This window comes from Rhizobium chutanense, assembly GCF_002531935.1.
Lineage (GTDB): Bacteria > Pseudomonadota > Alphaproteobacteria > Rhizobiales > Rhizobiaceae > Rhizobium > Rhizobium chutanense.
The window spans coordinates 325,415-341,954 of sequence record NZ_NWSV01000002.1 but is presented as its reverse complement, the minus strand read 5'-3'; the positions used below and the strand labels follow the sequence as shown (position 1 = coordinate 341,954).

General features: G+C 61.1%; 16 protein-coding genes and 2 pseudogenes. 9 read left to right on the top strand and 9 right to left on the bottom strand.

Going from position 1 to position 16,540, the window contains the following annotated elements:
- Positions 1–369: 369 nt before the first annotated feature.
- Positions 370–1,260, bottom strand: a complete 891-nt coding sequence (locus CO666_RS04215) for a DMT family transporter (RefSeq protein WP_097610879.1) — start codon at positions 1,258–1,260, stop codon at positions 370–372.
- A 98-nt stretch (positions 1,261–1,358) separates the two neighbouring features.
- Here CO666_RS04215 and CO666_RS04210 point away from each other — a divergent pair, with 98 nt between their 5' ends.
- Positions 1,359–1,832 carry a DUF3052 domain-containing protein gene (locus CO666_RS04210; RefSeq protein ID WP_097610878.1) on the top strand — a complete coding sequence of 158 codons (474 nt, stop codon included), beginning with the start codon at positions 1,359–1,361 and terminating at the stop codon, positions 1,830–1,832.
- Positions 1,833–1,836: 4 nt separating this feature from the next.
- On the opposite strand, the gene CO666_RS04205 is transcribed toward CO666_RS04210, so the two are convergent.
- The 3 genes and pseudogenes from CO666_RS04205 to CO666_RS34440 form a co-directional block, all read right to left on the bottom strand.
- Complete coding sequence (locus tag CO666_RS04205; RefSeq protein WP_097610877.1) at positions 1,837–2,979, bottom strand: PQQ-dependent sugar dehydrogenase; 1,143 nt, start codon at positions 2,977–2,979, stop codon at positions 1,837–1,839.
- A gap of 114 nt (positions 2,980–3,093) precedes the next feature.
- Positions 3,094–3,351: pseudogene (locus CO666_RS04200) on the bottom strand (class GN sortase); the annotation flags it as partial.
- Positions 3,341–3,541: pseudogene (locus CO666_RS34440) on the bottom strand (hypothetical protein); the annotation flags it as partial. The pseudogenes CO666_RS34440 and CO666_RS04200, both read right to left, overlap by 11 nt.
- Positions 3,542–4,092: 551 nt before the next feature.
- Between CO666_RS34440 and CO666_RS04190 the strand changes: the two are divergent.
- The 6 genes from CO666_RS04190 (at position 4,093) to CO666_RS04165 (ending at position 8,819) form a co-directional block, all read left to right on the top strand.
- Complete coding sequence (locus CO666_RS04190; RefSeq protein WP_097610875.1) at positions 4,093–5,295, top strand: pyridoxal phosphate-dependent aminotransferase; 1,203 nt, start codon at positions 4,093–4,095, stop codon at positions 5,293–5,295.
- A 101-nt stretch (positions 5,296–5,396) separates the two neighbouring features.
- Positions 5,397–5,663 (top strand): type II toxin-antitoxin system Phd/YefM family antitoxin, encoded by a 267-nt coding sequence (locus CO666_RS04185; RefSeq protein WP_097611031.1) that lies wholly within the window; start codon positions 5,397–5,399, stop codon positions 5,661–5,663.
- Positions 5,660–6,046 (top strand): type II toxin-antitoxin system VapC family toxin, encoded by a 387-nt coding sequence (locus CO666_RS04180; RefSeq protein ID WP_097610874.1) that lies wholly within the window; start codon positions 5,660–5,662, stop codon positions 6,044–6,046. The genes CO666_RS04185 and CO666_RS04180 overlap by 4 nt, the downstream gene beginning before the upstream one ends.
- Before the next feature lie 179 nt (positions 6,047–6,225).
- Positions 6,226–7,131 carry a glycosyltransferase family 8 protein gene (locus tag CO666_RS04175; RefSeq protein ID WP_097610873.1) on the top strand — a complete coding sequence of 302 codons (906 nt, stop codon included), beginning with the start codon at positions 6,226–6,228 and terminating at the stop codon, positions 7,129–7,131.
- A gap of 47 nt (positions 7,132–7,178) precedes the next feature.
- Positions 7,179–8,048, top strand: coding sequence for a 3-deoxy-manno-octulosonate cytidylyltransferase (locus CO666_RS04170; RefSeq protein WP_097610872.1), 870 nt, complete (start codon positions 7,179–7,181; stop codon positions 8,046–8,048).
- 81 nt (positions 8,049–8,129) lie between these two features.
- Entirely contained in the window at positions 8,130–8,819 is a 690-nt protein-coding gene (locus CO666_RS04165; RefSeq protein ID WP_097610871.1) for a glycosyltransferase family protein, read from the top strand.
- A gap of 34 nt (positions 8,820–8,853) precedes the next feature.
- Here CO666_RS04165 and CO666_RS04160 read toward each other — a convergent pair whose 3' ends face one another.
- The gene (locus CO666_RS04160; RefSeq protein WP_097610870.1) at positions 8,854–9,951 is read right to left on the bottom strand and encodes a calcium:cation antiporter; all 1,098 of its coding nucleotides are present in this window, start codon (positions 9,949–9,951) and stop codon (positions 8,854–8,856) included.
- Between the two features lie 231 nt (positions 9,952–10,182).
- Here CO666_RS04160 and CO666_RS04155 point away from each other — a divergent pair, with 231 nt between their 5' ends.
- Positions 10,183–10,464, top strand: coding sequence for a DUF2188 domain-containing protein (locus CO666_RS04155; protein WP_097610869.1), 282 nt, complete (start codon positions 10,183–10,185; stop codon positions 10,462–10,464).
- 175 nt (positions 10,465–10,639) lie between these two features.
- Here the strand turns inward: CO666_RS04155 and CO666_RS04150 are convergent, their stop codons facing one another.
- The gene (locus CO666_RS04150) at positions 10,640–11,542 is read right to left on the bottom strand and encodes a LysR family transcriptional regulator (protein ID WP_097610868.1); all 903 of its coding nucleotides are present in this window, start codon (positions 11,540–11,542) and stop codon (positions 10,640–10,642) included.
- Positions 11,543–11,637: 95 nt separating this feature from the next.
- Between CO666_RS04150 and CO666_RS04145 the strand changes: the two genes are divergently transcribed.
- On the top strand, positions 11,638–12,651 hold the full coding sequence (locus CO666_RS04145; RefSeq protein WP_097611030.1) for an NAD(P)H-binding protein: 1,014 nt from the start codon (positions 11,638–11,640) through the stop codon (positions 12,649–12,651).
- 109 nt (positions 12,652–12,760) lie between these two features.
- Here the strand turns inward: CO666_RS04145 and CO666_RS04140 are convergent, their stop codons facing one another.
- From CO666_RS04140 to CO666_RS04130, 3 genes are read right to left on the bottom strand one after another with little or no spacing between them, the layout of a single operon-like run.
- Positions 12,761–14,440 (bottom strand): dihydroxyacetone kinase subunit DhaK, encoded by a 1,680-nt coding sequence (locus tag CO666_RS04140; protein WP_097610867.1) that lies wholly within the window; start codon positions 14,438–14,440, stop codon positions 12,761–12,763.
- 11 nt (positions 14,441–14,451) lie between these two features.
- The gene (locus tag CO666_RS04135; protein ID WP_097610866.1) at positions 14,452–15,447 is read right to left on the bottom strand and encodes an ABC transporter ATP-binding protein; all 996 of its coding nucleotides are present in this window, start codon (positions 15,445–15,447) and stop codon (positions 14,452–14,454) included.
- Positions 15,440–16,537 (bottom strand): ABC transporter ATP-binding protein, encoded by a 1,098-nt coding sequence (locus CO666_RS04130; RefSeq protein WP_097610865.1) that lies wholly within the window; start codon positions 16,535–16,537, stop codon positions 15,440–15,442. Before CO666_RS04130 ends, CO666_RS04135 begins: the two co-directional genes overlap by 8 nt.
- Between the last annotated feature and the right edge of the window lie 3 nt (positions 16,538–16,540).

Genomic DNA, 16,540 nt, shown 5'->3' with positions numbered 1-16,540 from the left:
TCGGCCTGCTCCCGGCAGGACTTTCGCCCGCCATTTTCGGAACCGGCTGACCGGGATATTAGCGTTCCCGGCGCGCAAATACTTAAGGACTTCCCATGCTCGCAAAATGCCCGAACGCGCTGAGAGTGCTGCGTTTAAAGGATTTTGGCAAGCAAAAGTTTTTAACCTGCTGCGTCGGGCAGAGCCCTGCGGACATCCAATTTGCGCAAAAACGCAAAATTTTCTTCGAAGATAGGGAATGATTAACGTTTTATATCGTCTGCAATATAAGTTCCGAGCAGATTTTCCCAAAAATGCAACGTAAACGGGCTTTCCCGGTTTCTTAAATTTTTTTTCGAATTCGGCATCCACCCATATTTGGACGCGTGCTCAAGCGGCTGGCAAGCGGCGGCGGGCCAATCCGGGTACGAGCTCGACTACAAGCATAGCGATAAACATGAGCGAACAACCCGTATATCCCGTCGCCGACATCGTCTCGCCGAGCAGGAGGGCCGCGAGCGACGAGCCGAACAATGCCTCGGAAGAGAGGAAGATCGCAGCCTGCGAGGGCGTGGTATAGCGCTGGGCGATCACCTGCAGTACGAAGGCGAGGCCGGAGGAGAAAATGCCGACATAGAGAATCTCGGGTCCTGCGGCCCAAATCGCCGACAGGGTGATCGGTTCGACGACAGCGGCAACGGCGAGCGCGCAGACCGCGGTGACGGCAAATTGCGTGGCCGAGAGCGCGAGCGGTCTTCCGGTCGCAAAAACGGTCGTGCCGGCGAGGGTGATCTGGATTGCCCAGAAGACGGCGCAGACGACGGTCAGCAGATCACCTGACGCAAGCGCGGAGAGATGACCACCGGACAGCAGATAGATGCCGGCGAGCGCCATCAGCGCGCCCGGCCAGATGATCCAATGCGGGGCACGGCGCAGGAAGAACACGGCGATCAGCGGCACGAAGACGACATAGAGACCGGTGATGAAGCTGGAATTCGTCACCGTCGTCGTCTGCAGCCCGACCTGCTGCGTGGCCGCGCCGCTGAAAAGGGCAAGACCCGTGAGGACATAGAGTTTCGCATGGCGTCGGCTTGTCTTCACCTTGGCTTTGCGCGCTTCAAAAACGACGAAGGGCAGCACGGCCAACGTGGCGACTGCAAAACGCAGGGCGATGAACCAGAAGGGGCCGATTGCCTTCATCGCCGTCGACTGCGCGACGAAGCCGCCACCCCAGATGGCGGCCGCAAGCAATAGGAGGAGGTTCGCCTGAGCGCGTGTCATGTCGTCCTCAAGGGGGAAGGGATGTGCCCAAGCGGTTAGCAGTTGCATTTCCTAGAGGCAAGGGTGAAGACTTCACACCTGACGACGGAGGTAAGGGCATGCAAGGCGAAAAGGGCCGGCTGGCCGACGATATGGCGGCGACGCCTGGGACAGCAGGCTATTCGGGCACGCCGCTCGCCAGGAAGCTTGGCCTTGTGCGCGGCCAGACGGCTGCCCTTCTCGGCGTTCCCGAAACGATTGGCGACATCCATGGCTTCGATGGTTTTGCCTCGGTCGCCCTTGCGCTTCCCGAAACGCCTCGGCGGGCGTTCGATTATATGCATCTGTTTGTGGCTGAACGAGAGGCGCTGGAGGTTATCGCGCCTATGCTCTTGCGGGCTCTCAAGCCGGACGGCATGCTCTGGATCTCCTGGCCGAAGAAGAGTTCGCGGGTGCCGACCGATGTCACCGAGGACGTGCTGCGAGAGATTCTTCTTCCCACAGGCCTTGTCGACGTCAAGGTTTGCGCCGTCGACGAAATCTGGTCCGGACTGAAATTCGTCATCCGCAAAGAGCTGCGCGGCGCGTTGTGATCTTTCAGCCGTTGTTGGCTTGCGCCCGCGAGACTCTGAGCAGTGCGCCGTTCTCCTCGTCCGTCACCATCAGCAGGGCGCCGTCTGGCGCCACGACGACGTCGCGGATCCGGCCATATTCGCCCTCGAACAGGCGCTCTTCGGCGACGAATGCGCCGCTCGCATCACGCTGCATGCGCGAGAGCAGCTGGAATTTCAGCGCCGCGACGAGGAAATTGCCGTCCCATTCCGGGAACATCGCGCCGCGATAAACGGCGAGCGCACCGGGCGCGATCGACGGATCCCAGTAATGCAGCGGCTGTTCCAGCCCTTCCTTGGCGGTGCCTTCGCCGATCTCGGCACCCGAATAGTCGCGGCCGTAGGTGATGATCGGCCAGCCGTAATTCTTGCCCGCCTCGGGTTGATTGATCTCGTCGCCGCCACGTGCGCCGTGTTCGACGGTGTAGAGTCTGCCGTCCTTGGCGTCGAAGGCGATGCCCTGCGGGTTGCGGTGGCCTTTCGACCAGATTTCCCGCAGCGCCTTGCCGCCGTCCCTGAACGGATTGTTCGCCGGGATGCTGCCATCGGTGTTGATGTGGATGATCGAGCCGGCATCGTCCTGCCAGTCCTGCGAGCGGTCGCGGTCGCCACGATCGCCGACGCTGATGAAGAGCGTGCCGTCGGGGGCGATCGCGATGCGCGAGCCATATTGGATATTGCCCGACGTGAAGCGCCGCATGGTGAAGATGGGGGTCACCGCCTCGAGCGTCTTTTCGTCCGCGGAAAGCGTTGCGCTGAAGGCTTCGGTGCCGGAACCCCCGCCATGGGCGATGGCAGCCGTAAAATAGAGCTTGCCGCTCTTGGCAAAGTCCGGAGCGAGCGCCACGTCCATCAAGCCGCCCTGGCCACGGGCGCTAACCCTGGGCACGCCGCCGATCGGATCGGAGAGCTTGCCGTCGCGGACGATCCGCATGCGGCCCGGCCGCTCGGTGACGAGATAGGCGCCGTCAGGCAAGACTTCGACCGCCCAGGGATGCTCGAAGCCGTCGGCCAGTTTGTCGACACGGACGGCAGGCCCTTGCGTGTTGACGGTATCGGCCGCAACGGCCGATACGGCGCCGAACAGGACAAGCGCTGCGGCGAAATTGAAGGCGGACATTCTCTTCATTGGCTTCCCCGTCGTCTCTCCGGTGAACGTGGAGTGGGGAGAGGGTGGCTTCAACCCTCATTCGGTCTGCAATAACGGCTTTGTGTTTGCCGGTTGAACGGAACCCGTCGTCTTGATGTCGATCAGTTCGGCCTTCGCCTTCAGCAGGAAACCATCGCCAATCAGCGCCAGGCCGTAAAGGGCAAGACCGGCAATGGCGAAGGCGATCGCTCTTTCGGTCGAGGAAAGACGCCAGAGGAAAAAACCTTTCCTTCGCCGCCTCTTCGGAGCGTCGTGGGCCGTGGCGGCGGCCAGGGCGAGTTCCAGATAAGTCGGAAGCGGCTCGAATTCGGCCGCTCCCTCGCTCTCACTTGCTGTTGATCTAACGACCATTGCGCTTGGTTCCGATCATGACAATGCCCTTGAGGCGGCGACGCCAGACTGCCAGCCCGCTCGCCGCCATCAGCGCCAGCAACAGCATGGTGAGCCCGCGGGCGATCTGTTCGTCAGCGCGTGTTGCCGTCTGCGCCAAGTTCACGGTCGAGGACTTCTGCGCGATCACGGCGGCGGCCTTGACGATCGGACCGGAGACATCGATGGCGACGCCGTTCGGCCGGACAAGGGCTGCGAGCTCGGTGGATACCTGCTGCGTCTCGGTGGCGCGGGCGGCGGAGGCAAGCCCCGGTATTGCTGCGATGCAAGCAACAAAGGCGGTGACGGCGACAAGAAATAAAACGGAAATCCGGCGCATGCGCATGCGCCCGACGGCAAACTCGTCTTCCAGAAACATTGGCCTACCCTCAATAACCAATTTCGGAGACCGGCAGATGATGCTTCGATCTCGGCGCGCTGACGACCGAATTGCGGCGGCGCGCGGCATTTGTTGCGGCTTATTGGTGGCGATGACGAATTCGCGGCCGTGAGAACGTGGCCCGGCGGACCGCTTCGACTGTACGTCGCATGCCTTGCCGAAGAGGACGGTGGGGCCGGCTCGCCCGTGCGGCGAAACGATCAATAAGAATCATGTCTCGATGACGCCTTTGCGCTTGAAATGCCGCCATACATTGGACATAGAGCTAACCGCAGAACTCCGGTCCCGGCTTTCTGCCCGTTTCAACCAATAGGACCGATATCATGGCCTTCCTTGCCGATGCTCTTTCCCGTGTGAAGCCTTCAGCCACCATCGCCGTTTCCCAGAAAGCGCGCGAGCTGAAAGCGAAAGGACGCGACGTGATCGGCCTCGGCGCCGGCGAGCCGGATTTCGATACGCCCGAGAATATCAAGAAGGCAGCCATCGACGCGATCAACCGCGGCGAGACGAAGTACACGCCGGTTTCCGGTATCCCTGAGCTGCGCAAGGCGATCGCCGCCAAGTTCAAGCGCGAGAACGGCCTGGAATATTCCTGGGAGCAGACGATCGTCGGCACCGGCGGCAAGCAGATCCTGTTCAACGCCTTCATGGCGACGCTGAATCCCGGCGACGAAGTCGTCATCCCGGCGCCTTACTGGGTCTCCTATCCGGAAATGGTGGCGCTCTGCGGCGGCACGCCGGTTTTCGTTTCGGCCACCCAGGAGCACAATTTCAAGCTCCAGGCCGCCGATCTCGAAAAGGCGATCACGCCGAAGACCAAATGGTTCATCTTCAACTCGCCGTCCAACCCGACGGGTGCTGCCTATACGCATGATGAGCTCAAGGCGCTGACCGACGTGTTGGTCAAGCATCCGCATGTCTGGGTGCTGACCGACGACATGTACGAGCACCTGACCTATGGCGACTTCAAGTTCGTCACGCCCGTGGAGGTCGAGCCCAGTCTTTATGACCGGACGCTGACGATGAACGGCGTCTCCAAGGCCTATGCGATGACCGGCTGGCGTATCGGCTATGCCGCCGGCCCACTCCAGCTCATCAAGGCCATGGACATGATCCAGGGACAGCAGACCTCGGGTGCGACGTCGATCGCCCAGTGGGCGGCTGTCGAAGCGCTGAACGGCACGCAGGACTTCATTCCTGCGAACAAGAAGATCTTCGAAGGCCGCCGCGATCTCGTCGTTTCCATGCTGAACCAGGCCAAGGGCATCGTCTGCCCGGTGCCGGAAGGCGCCTTTTACGTCTACCCCTCCTGCAAAGGCCTGATCGGCAAGACGGCGCCGTCGGGCAAGGTCATCGAGACGGACGAGGACTTTGTTTCCGAACTTCTGGAATCGGAAGGCGTTGCCGTCGTCCACGGCTCGGCCTTCGGCCTTGGCCCGAACTTCCGCATCTCCTATGCGACATCGGAAGATCTGCTCGAGGAAGCCTGCCGCCGCATCCAGCGCTTCTGCGGCGCCTGCAAGTAAAGCGAACCGCGATAATATTGATTGAAGGCCTGCCGGTGACGGCCGGCCTTTTTGTCGGCGCGACGTTGACGATGTGGCTGCATGTGGCTACATTTGAGGCTATGAAGACCGTTTCAATCCGCGATGCGAAGAACCGCCTGACCGAACTCGCCCGCGAGGTCGAGGAAGGCGAAACCATTGTCGTGACGCGGAACGGCCGGCCGGTGTTCGATCTCGTGCCGCATCAGAAACGCGGCGGTTTGAATTTGGAGGCCGGTCAGGCTTATCTTCGCGCTCGGGGTATTACCAATCCGGTGCCGTTCATCGCGGATGATTTTGACGATCCGCTGCCCGAGGATTTTCTCCTGAGGCCTCTGCCGGAGTCATGAGACTTCTTCTTGATACTCACATCGTTCTCGCGATCCTGCGGAAAGACGCTGGCGCGCGATTTCCTGAGATCGCATCACTGCTTGGCGACAGCAAGACCGTGGGCTTCGTCAGTGTCGCAAGTCTTTGGGAAACGGCGATCAAGGCTCGTCTGGGAAAGTTGGATCCCGGCATGCCGCTCGAAGACATTGCCGGGTCTCTTGAGGAAATAGGGCTGATTCTGCTGAGGATCGAAATTCAGCACGTCATCACTGCCGCTGATCCCGAGCCGGAGACACGTGATCCCTTTGATCGGCTGCTGCTGGCGCAGTGCAAGGTCGAAGGCTTGCAACTCGCCACCGTCGACCGGCTGCTCGTCGATCATCCGCTGGCATTGCGGCTATAGCTCACATTCCGATTCAACGCGTTGCCGCATTGAATCCACTTCGCCTCGCAAGTCGTTGAATTCCGATTCAAAACGTGACGGGAAGTGCCGGTTCGGCGGGTGTTCTGCGGTTGCGGGCGGACGCCAAACCAACTAGATATCCGGCATCAGTTCAATTTGCCGCTTCGGGGGGCCGGATTTTGCAGCAGAGTGCCGTCATCGTATGTTCTGATGTCAACATGCTGCCGGCCGCCTGCTGTACTCTGCTTTCCGTCAAGCGCAATCTGGCGAATGCAGGCATCGAGTTCCTGCTTCTCGGCATCGACCTTAAGCCGAACGAGGTCGTCGAGGTCGATAATTTTGGGCGGCTTCACGGTATGGCGATCAGGGTGCTGCCTTATAAGACGCCCGATACCGGCCTCCAGGCGCGGGGCCGCTGGTCCGCCGCCACGCTGGCGCGGCTCTACATGGATCGGGATATACCCGACCATATCGGGCGCCTGCTTTATCTCGATGCCGACGTACTGGCGGTCGCGCCCGTCGATGAACTCTTCACCCGGGATTTTCAAGGCAGGGCACTCGCCGCCGTCGACGACTATGTCATGGCCTTTCCCGAAAAGGCCGGCGCGCGCCAGCGCAAGATCGGCATGGGCGAGGGCGGCCGTTACTTCAATGCCGGCGTGCTGCTGTTCGACTGGTCGGTCTGCCGGACGAAGGGGCTTTTCGCCAGGACCCGGAAAATCTTCGAGGAGCGGTCGCACCTGTTCGAGAACAACGACCAGGATGCGCTGAACGTCACTTTCGATGGCAACTGGCTGGTGCTCGATCCGCGCTGGAACACGCAGACGGGCTTGCTGCCTTTCGTCGACCGGCCGGCCATCTTTCATTTTACCGGCCGCAAGAAACCGTGGCAGGCGAACGTTCCCTGGGTGCACCGGCGAATGGCCGAGCGTTATGCCGAAGATCTTCGCAACACGCCCTGGGCATCTTTCTGCCGGCGGCCATCGATGACGGACCGAGTGGCGGGCTTCTTCTCGCATGTGGGAAAGCAGATCGGCGGCCTGACGCGGCTTGCCCGGATGCGCGCCTATTTCAGCAACAGCTAGTCGGGCGGACGGAGCGCGTCGTCCTTGGAAAGTGCATGTGAGGCGATATGGAAGCAATCCCGAGGGATAACAAGGCTACGACCGCTCCGGATGGCGGCTTCAATTTCCTGACGCCGGAAGCGTGGAAGGCGCTGTTGTCGGGTTATTCCCATATTGTGCTGGTAGCAAACAGTGAAGCAGTCGATCTCGAACGGTTGCGGAGCGAATTGCCGGAGACGGCGCTCTACGTCTTCTTCAACAAGGTCTACAAGGTGCTCGACGAACCCTTCGTCGGCCATTCCATGCTGGTTGCCCGCAGCGACGTGATGGGCGCCCATATCGTCCACCGGCGCGAGGCGGCAGATGTCTTACGCTTCTTTGGCGGCGACGATTTCCTCGGCGTCGTCAACATCCGGGTCTCGGTCGAGGAAAATCTTAGCAAAAAGAATTGCTTCGAAGGCGCTGAGGCCCGTCACCTCGATCTGACGCAAATGCTTGCCGATCTCTATCCGATCGGCAAGATAGCGACGAGCGGCTTTGCGGTAGCCTTGTGGCTCGCCGATCTGCAGTTGCCCGGCAAGATTCTGCTTGCCGGCTTTTCGGCGAAGCGGAGCGAGAAGTGGAAGGTGTTCGACGTGCACGATTGGACGTTCGAGCAGATTTTCCTGCGTCTCTTTGCGCGCATGGGGTCGATCTCGATGATGGGCGGCGTCGATGCCAGCCCCTATTCGGCGCTTGCCAAACGGTTTCCAGCGGTGCCGCCGATCGAGATCGCGATGACTGCGGCTGAGGTCTTGTCGGAGCGGCTCGACAATACCAACAGCCAGATCGACAGGCTGATGTCCGTCACTAAATTCATCCGCGCCATCGACAGTTTTTTTCGGCGGTTCAAACCGAAAACCCGAAAGCAGCGTTTTCTCGAAAAGTCGAAGGGATGACTTGCTAACAGGTGTGCGTGGCCAAGTAAGCCGTTTCCCATACCAATCAATTCAACTCTCTGCTGGCCATCGAGGTGGACAATGGAACAACAGAACGTCCGAATTTTCGTGGGATTCGATCCCAAGGAAGTGGTCGCCTACCACGTTCTCGTGCAGAGCATCATCGAGAAGTCGTCGGTCCCGGTTGCGTTCTCGCCCATTGCGCTTTCCAATCTCGGCGGGATTTTCACCCGTCAGCGCAACGCGCTCCAATCCACGGAGTTCTCCTTCTCGCGTTTCCTGACGCCCTATCTCAGCGGTTTCGAGGGCTGGAGCATCTTCATGGATTGTGACATGCTGATGCGCGCCGATATTGCCGAGCTTTGGGCGCTGCGCGACGATTGCTACGCCGCCATGTGCGTCAAGCACGACTATCAACCGAAGATCGACACGAAGTTCCTCGGCCAGACGCAGACCAAGTACGAAAAGAAGAACTGGTCGAGCTTCATTCTCTTCAACAACGACAAATGCCGCGCGCTGACGCCTGACTATGTCAATACGGCGACCGGGCTGCAGCTGCATCAGTTCAAATGGCTTGAGAACGACGACCTCATCGGCGAACTGCCGGTGACGTGGAACTACCTCGTCAACGAATACGACTACCGTGAAGACGCCAAGAACGTCCATTTCACCGATGGCGGGCCGTATTTCGAAGAATACAAGAATGACGATTACGCCGAGGAATGGTTCGCGGCCCGCGAACGACTGCTCTTCGCCCAACAGCGCGCCTAAACAACTTGTCTTTCCCTTTTTTCGCGGGAAACCTTCAAAGCCCCAGCGCCGTCAGCATGATGAAGGTGGCGAACAGGATGAAATGCGTCATGCCCTCTATGGCGTTGGTCTCGCCGTCGTTGAGGTTGATCGCGGCGGCAATCAAGGTGATCGTCACCATCACCGTCTGCACCGGGGTCATCGCCATGACGAAGGGCTGGCCCGTATAGAGTGCAATCGCCTCCATGACAGGCACCGTCAGGATCACCGTCGACAGCGAGGCGCCCATGGCAATGTTGACCGTCGCCTGCATGCGGTTCTTGAGCGCAGCCCTCAAGGCGGTCAGGATTTCGGGCGCGGCCGAAATCGCCGCCACGACGACGGCCGTCACCGCGATTGGCGCGCCGCTATCGCGCAGGCCTTCGGTCATGAAGGCCGACATGAACTCCGCCAGCAGGCCGATGATGACGACGCCGACGAGGATGGTGGCGATCGACATTGCGGCCGACTCCTCGAATCCATGCTCCTCCGGGCTTTCTTTCTTCCGTTCGGAGCGCGGGTAACTGTAGCTGAAAAAATAACTGTGCTGACCGACCTGCATGCGCAGGAAGAGGCCGTAGAGAGCGATCATGGCGACGATGGTGAAGGCGGAATAATAGTGCCACTTATCGCTCGGCACGAATTCCGGCACGATCATCGAAATGCCCATGGCGGTGAGGATCATCACGCCGTAGGTCTTGCCCGAATTGTCGTTATAGGGCTGTTCGCCATGCTTGAGGCCGCCGAGCAAGGCGGCAAGACCCAGAATGCCGTTGATATCGAGCATCAGGGCCGAGTAGATCGTGTCGCGCACGAGTGTTGGCGAGCTCTCGCCGCTCATCATGATGGCGAGAATGATGACTTCGACGGCGAGAGCCGAAAGCGTCAGGATCATCGTGCCGTATGGATCGCCGACCTTGACGGCGAGCAGTTCGGCATGGTGGGCGACTCGGATTGAGGCGAGCACGATGGTGGCGACAAGTGCCGCAGCTGCGATGAGCGCCAAGCCGCGCCCCATCTCCACAACCGAATGCTCCAGAAGAGTGGCAGTCACCGCGACGACAAGCGCAATGACCAGAAACTTTTCTTCCTTGAGGTGTGACGCGATGCCCAAGTTTCAGCTCCCATTCCGATCCACGCCTCTTAACTAAGTCACTGATTTCGGATGGGAAGCATGCGACAGCACTCTGCTATTTGCAGTCTTCGGCGTTTAATGGAATACTGAACGCTATCGGGGCCGGAAAGCAGATCGCGGCGTCCTCGTATTCTCGTCAAGCGGCCGCGATGATCCGGATCCTGTCCGGAAGCGTGCGAATGCGCAACAAGAAGATGAGGAGACGGATGCATGATAAAGGTGGTCTACGAAGTCGTGCCGCATGACGGCGGGTGGGCCTACAGGCTCGGAGGCGTCTATTCCGAGGCATTCCCGACCCATGCCGAGGCCCTCGAAGCTGCGCGCATCGTCGCGGCCGAACAGCAGGTCGGCGGCGATTCAGCCGAGATCAGTTGGCAGGACGAGCACGGCAAGTGGCATGAGGAATACGCCGAGGGCGGCGATCGGCCGGAAACCGAGGTGGTGGACGGCCAGTGGAAGGGCCGCGCGGCCGAGGCCTCGCAAGGCATTTGATGCGAACCATCGCCTATCGACGCTCATGCGACTATTGCTATTCATCCCGAATCCGGCTGCCAGCCTTCATTTGAGCGCGGCATCATCAGCCGCCGCCTGCGGATGCGCGATGGCACAATCCCGGAAAACCCACCTTCTTCGATAGGTTCCGTCACCGGTCGGGCCGGATGCCGGGTCATGCGCTTGTGGAATATCGGTGATAATCTTGCAGCCCTCTGACCAGCGCGTCGAAGGTGGCGCGGCAGCGCGGCGAAGTCTTCAGGCTCTCATGCATCGCCACCCATGTGCCGAGCAGGATCTCGAATGCGTCGGGCAGGATGTGAACCAGGTCGGGATTTTCCCGGGCGAGCCCAGTCTGGCAGATGCCGATGCCAACGCCGGCGCGGATCGCCGAAAGCTGGGCAAGATTGCTGTCGGTTCTGTAGGAGAATTTGATGCCCTCAGGCACCGGATAGCGTTTCATCACCATGCGGACATAGGCCGTCTGCCGATCGAAGCCGATGAGCCGGTGGTTTGCAAGATCTGCGATGGTTTGCGGGATGCCGTGCCGGTCGAGATAGCGGTGGTGGGCATGGAAGCCGAGCGGAATATCGCCGATGCGGCGCACGACGAGCGCATCCTGCTGCGGCTCGGCCATGCGCACGGCGATATCGGCCTCCCGGTTCACCAGATCCTCGATGGTGTCCGACGCCGAGAGCTCGATCTGGAGTTCGGGATGGGTCTCCAGCAACGGTCCGAGAATCCGAGGCAATACTTCGACGGCGATGACCTCGCTGGCGCTGACCCTGACGGTTCCGGCCACGTGCTCGCGCTGGCCGGATGCGGTGCGCAAAAGCGCGGCGGCCGTTGCCGCCAGCGTTTCTGCGTAGGGCTTCAGTGCCAGTGCGGCGTCGGTCGGCAGCAGGCCGTTCGTCGATCGGATGAAGAGCTCGGCGCCGACCGCGAGTTCCAGGGCATCGACATGACGGCCGATCGTCGGTTGGGTCAGCCCCAATTCGCGGGCAGCGGCCGAAAGCGACCCCTGCTGGAGCACGGTTAGAAAACTGCGGTAGAAATCCCAGTTCGGTTCAACGCTCATATATTTTTGTATAGCAGCTGCACTTATTTCGTCAATTTCGTTTATCTCCCTTTAGGCACATACTCATCTCATCCGATCGAAGAGAGATGATTGTCATGAGCAAAGATGTGAACACGACGGCACTGGTCCTCGGCGCGACGGGCGGTATCGGCGGCGCAATTGCCCGCACCTTGCTGGCGCGCGGCTGGCGCATCCGGGCGCTCAACCGCGATGTCGCCAAGGCCTCGAGGAGCGAGCCGGCTTTCGACTGGGTGCAGGGTGACGCGATGAATGCCGGCGACGTGCTGAGGGCGGCATATGGGGTCGGCCTGATTGTTCACGCCGTCAATCCGCCCGGTTACCGTGACTGGGAAAGGCTGGTGCTGCCGATGCTCGACAATACGATCGCCGCTGCCCGCACCGTCGGTGCGCGCATCGTGCTGCCAGGCAATGTCTATAATTTCGGTCCCGATGCCCTGCCGGCGCCGACGGAAGAAAGCCCGCAGCATCCGCTGACCAGGAAGGGCGCGATCCGCGTCGAGATGGAGAGGCGGCTGGAGGCGGCCGGTGTCGGCGCCATCATCGTCAGGGCCGGAGATTTCTTCGGCCCCGGCGCAACGGCCAATAGCTGGTTCTCATCGGGGCTCGTGACACCGGGCAAGCCGGTTGGCACGATCAAGAATCCGGGGCGGTGCGGCGTCGGTCATCAGTGGACCTATCTGCCCGATATGGCGGAAACCATTGCCCAGCTCATCGAACGGGCCGATCGGCTGCCGCCCTTTGCCGTTTATCATATGGACGGTTTCTGGGATGCGGACGGCATGCAGATGGCCGAAGCGATCAGGCGCGTTGCCGGCGGCAAGGCGAAGATCGGCCGTTTTCCCTGGTGGATCGTGCCGCTCGCCGCGCCCTTCATTCCCCTGATGCGGGAGATCAAGGAGATGCGTTATCTGTGGACGGTGCCGCTCAGGATGAGCAACGCCAAGCTTGTGGCCGAACTCGGCAAGGAGCCGCGCACACCGATCGACGAGGCGGTGAGAGCCTCACTCGTCGCGCTCGGCTGCCTGCCCGCTGCGCATCGCGACACCACGGCCGCCTTCATTGCGGATTCGCCGGTTTCCCCTGGTTAGCGCCGATTTCGGCAAGCGGTCACGGCCGGATGGCGGAGGCATGTCCGGCCGTGCCGAACAGTGCGTAACGGACGCTGCAGACCTTCGCCATGGTTTCGATTGCCGAGATTCAGCCCGTGACGCGCCTGCCGGTCGCCTGATCGGCCAGGCGCTCTCCGACCTCATCGGGGCGGAGAACCAGGAATTCGAAGAGCCGGGCTACCGCTTCCGCACCGGGATCGGTATGGCCTTCGAGCTGCTTGGCATTGATATAGGCGGCGCGTCCGGCCTTGGCATGGACGAGCGTGGCGGTGAGTTCCGCGCCGGCGCGCGCCGCTTCGGCAGCCGCGGCAAAGCCTACGTCGAGGGCGTCCAGGGCCGGCGAGAGAGCATCGACCATCGTCCGGTCGCCCAGACGCGCGCCGCCGATCTCCTGCATTCGGGAGAGGCCGGCCTTCAGGGCTTCGCGAATGTTCAGCCCGCTGGAGGCGCCATCGCCGGCTGCGGCAAAGAAGATTGCGAGAAGCACGCCCGACGAGCCGCCCATGGTCTGGCTGAGCTCCTGCCCCATGGCCCGGAAGAGCTGGGTGTGATCGGAAAGGGGGAGACGATCGAGCGCCTCGATGAGCGCGCGGGCGGCACCCGCCAAAGTCGAACCGGTATCGCCGTCGCCAGATTTCGCGTCGAGCGCATTCAGATCCCTCTCCGCGGCGATGAGAAGGTTGCAGCAGTCCGTCAGGAACTGGCGTGTGGGTTCGTGCCTGGAGGCGAGCGGGGCAATCGGCGTCAGTCCGTCCGGCAGCGAAAGCACCGCAACGGGTTTGACGGCGGTCACGCCCGGCCAGGCGGCAAGTTCAACGGGCTTGGAAAGAAGCTCCAGCTCCGCCTTGCTGGCCGGGAAGACCGAAATCGAAAATCCCTGCATGTCGAGCGACGTCATCATCGGCGCCGGTCCGACGATGTGCGAAATCCTGCCCGCGATGGCGGATTGGAGGAGTTCGTGAACGACGACCGACATTTCCAGGACCGACGTGCCGCCGAGGTTGTTCACGAGGACGACGTGAGATCTGTCATCCATCGATGGTGCAAGACGCTCGACCATTGCTGCGACCGCCCCCTTCGCACCTGTGTATTCGACCTGCTCGACGCCGGCTTCTCCGTGAATGCCGAGACCGAGCTCGGCATGGCCGTCGGGAATTCGGTTTTCCTTCGGAGAGCCCGGCACCGTGCACGTATCGAGCGACATGCCGATCGAACTGGTGTTTTCGATCACCCGGCGTGCGGCTTTGCTCACCGCCTCGAGGTCGGCACCGCTTTCCGCGAGAGCACCCGCAATCTTGTGAATGAACAGGGTTCCCGCCACACCGCGGGATTGCGGCAGGTCCGGCAATGCGATGTCGTCGTCCACGATGACCATGCTGACGTTCAAGCCGAAGGCGCGTGCGCGCTCGGCCGCAAGACCGAAATTGAGACGGTCGCCAGTATAGTTCTTGACGATGAGCAGGCAGCCGGCCGGTCCGGTGACGGCCAGGATGCCGGCAAGGATCGCGTCCACGCTGGGCGATGCGAAGACATCGCCGCACACGGCTGCGGTGAGCATGCCCTTGCCGACGAAACCGGCGTGAGCGGGTTCATGCCCGGAGCCGCCACCGGAGACGATCGCAACCTTGCTCTTGTCCCAGTCCGAACGGACGACGACGCGAATATGCGGATATCCGTCGAGACGGCTGAGCGCGCCACCGGATGCGGCCAGAAGACCGTCGATTGCTTCGGTGACTGCGTTTTCCTTGCTGTTGAGGAACTGTGACATTCTCGCCTCCCTTAAACTAAGCGCATGCCGGCCGCGTCGAAATAGAGCGGCTTGTTCGGCTGGATCTTGATGGTTTCGCCGCCCTTGAGTTCGGTATGGGCGTCGGTGACGGTGATCAGATTGTACGTCTTGAACGTCAGATGCAGGCGCGTCTGATCGCCGAGATGCTCGACGCGGGTAACCGTCGCGTCCTGGCCATCGCCCTGATCGATATGCTCCGGCCGCAGGCCGATCGATTTGGCCTTCGCCGGCGCGCCTGGAAAGATCTCCGCGGGAACGACATTGATGCGGGGCTGCCCAAGACGCGTTGCGGCGTAGATGCTGACCGGATGTTCATAGATGTCACGCGGCGAGCCGAACTGGACGAGCCTGCCCTCGTGGAGAACGCCGACATGGGTTGCCATCGTCATCGCCTCGACCTGATCGTGAGTGACATAGAGCAGCGTCGCACCGGATTTGGCCTGGATATTCTTCAGCTCGATCCGGAGATCGGCGCGGAGCTTGGCGTCGAGTGAACTCAGCGGTTCGTCCATCAGATAGATCTGCGGATTTCTGACCAGTGCGCGCCCGATCGATACACGCTGCATTTCCCCGCCCGATAGCGCGGTCGCCTTGTTGTCGAGCTTGTGCGAGATCTGCAGGATTTCCGCAATCGCGTTCACTTTCTCGTCGATCACGCGCTGCGGCGTCTTCAGCAACGGCGACTTCAGCGGAAATTCGAGATTTTGGCGCACCGACAGATGCGGATAGAGCGAATATTGCTGGAACACCATCGCAACATTGCGCTGGGCGGGCGTCAGGCCGCGCATCGACCGTCCGCCGATCATGACCTCGCCGATATCGGGGTTGTCGAGGCCCGACACCATCCGCAACGTCGTCGTCTTGCCTGCGCCCGTCGGCCCGAGAAGGACCACGAACGACCCGTCCGGAACGATCATCGAGACGTCATCGAGCGCGCGGTGGCCGGCGAAGGATTTCGTGATGTTTTTCAGGATGACCTCAGCCACGGCGCAACACTCCTTCGTTGGCCTCGGAAACAAGCGCGTTTCCGGTCGCAGAGTCGAAAATCGTCAGGTTTCTGGAATCGAAGTCCAGGCCGATCAGTTCCTCGACGCGTGCGGATTGATTGGATGGGGTGCGGGCCTTGATCTCACCGTGGGCGGTTTCGATCGTGACGATCTGCGTCGTGCCGAGATATTCGACGGCAATCACTCGCCCGCGATAGGCCGAATCGTCGCTGAACCTGATATGTTCGGGTCTCACGCCCAAGGCGAGTTTGCCGAAACGTTCGTCGCGGGAGACCGGCACCTTCACCACGTTTCCGGAGAGGCTGACCTGGTCGCCGCCGGCTTTGATCGAGCCCTCGAATTCGAGAAAATTCATTGGTGGCGAGCCGATGAACTTTGCGACGAACTTCGTCGCCGGCCAGTCGTAAATCTGCTGGGGCTTGCCGAATTGCTCCACGACCCCATGGTTCATCACCACGATCTTGTCGCCCATCTGCATGGCTTCCATCTGGTCATGGGTCACATAGACGGTGGTGGCGCCCATGCGATCATGCAGCGCCCGCAATTCTTCCGCCATATGTTCGCGGAACTCGGCGTCGAGAGCGCCGAGCGGCTCGTCCATGAGGAAGGCCTTCGGATTGCGCACGATGGCGCGACCGAGCGCGACGCGCTGCCGATCGCCGCCGGAAAGGCCGCCGACCGGCTTATCGAGGATGTTCTCGATCTTCAGGATCTTCGCGACTTCCGCGACGCGCGCCCTGACCTCGGTCTTTCTCATTCCCTGGCTTACCAAGGGATAGGAAATGTTCTTACGGACGTTCATGTGGGGATAGAGAGCGAACATCTGGAAAACGAACGCGATGTCGCGCTCGCTCGCCCTCTTCATCCCCACCTCTTCGCCGCCGATGTAGATTTCACCGCTGGTTGGAAGCTCAAGTCCGGCCATCATCCGCAGCGTCGTCGTCTTGCCGCATCCGGACGGGCCGAGAAGCATGAAGAATTCGCCGTCCTCGACGGTGAAGGTGGAAGCCTTCACCGCGTTGAAGGCTCCGAAATCCTTGCGCACATTCTGAATTCTGATCTGTGCCATGCG

Excerpts from the sequence above, each read along its gene's own strand:
- CO666_RS04210 (WP_097610878.1), top strand. The coding sequence starts at position 1,359 with ATGCAAGGCGAAAAGGGCCGGCTGGCCGACGATATGGCGGCGACGCCT.
- CO666_RS04140 (WP_097610867.1), bottom strand. The coding sequence starts at position 14,440 with ATGTCACAGTTCCTCAACAGCAAGGAAAACGCAGTCACCGAAGCAATC.
- CO666_RS04150 (WP_097610868.1), bottom strand. The coding sequence starts at position 11,542 with ATGAGCGTTGAACCGAACTGGGATTTCTACCGCAGTTTTCTAACCGTG.
- CO666_RS04165 (WP_097610871.1), top strand. The coding sequence starts at position 8,130 with ATGGAACAACAGAACGTCCGAATTTTCGTGGGATTCGATCCCAAGGAA.
- CO666_RS04190 (WP_097610875.1), top strand. The coding sequence starts at position 4,093 with ATGGCCTTCCTTGCCGATGCTCTTTCCCGTGTGAAGCCTTCAGCCACC.
- CO666_RS04130 (WP_097610865.1), bottom strand. The coding sequence starts at position 16,537 with ATGGCACAGATCAGAATTCAGAATGTGCGCAAGGATTTCGGAGCCTTC.
- CO666_RS04215 (WP_097610879.1), bottom strand. The coding sequence starts at position 1,260 with ATGACACGCGCTCAGGCGAACCTCCTCCTATTGCTTGCGGCCGCCATC.
- CO666_RS04155 (WP_097610869.1), top strand. The coding sequence starts at position 10,183 with ATGATAAAGGTGGTCTACGAAGTCGTGCCGCATGACGGCGGGTGGGCC.
- CO666_RS04170 (WP_097610872.1), top strand. The coding sequence starts at position 7,179 with ATGGAAGCAATCCCGAGGGATAACAAGGCTACGACCGCTCCGGATGGC.
- CO666_RS04145 (WP_097611030.1), top strand. The coding sequence starts at position 11,638 with ATGAGCAAAGATGTGAACACGACGGCACTGGTCCTCGGCGCGACGGGC.
- CO666_RS04180 (WP_097610874.1), top strand. The coding sequence starts at position 5,660 with ATGAGACTTCTTCTTGATACTCACATCGTTCTCGCGATCCTGCGGAAA.
- CO666_RS04205 (WP_097610877.1), bottom strand. The coding sequence starts at position 2,979 with ATGAAGAGAATGTCCGCCTTCAATTTCGCCGCAGCGCTTGTCCTGTTC.
- CO666_RS04185 (WP_097611031.1), top strand. The coding sequence starts at position 5,397 with ATGAAGACCGTTTCAATCCGCGATGCGAAGAACCGCCTGACCGAACTC.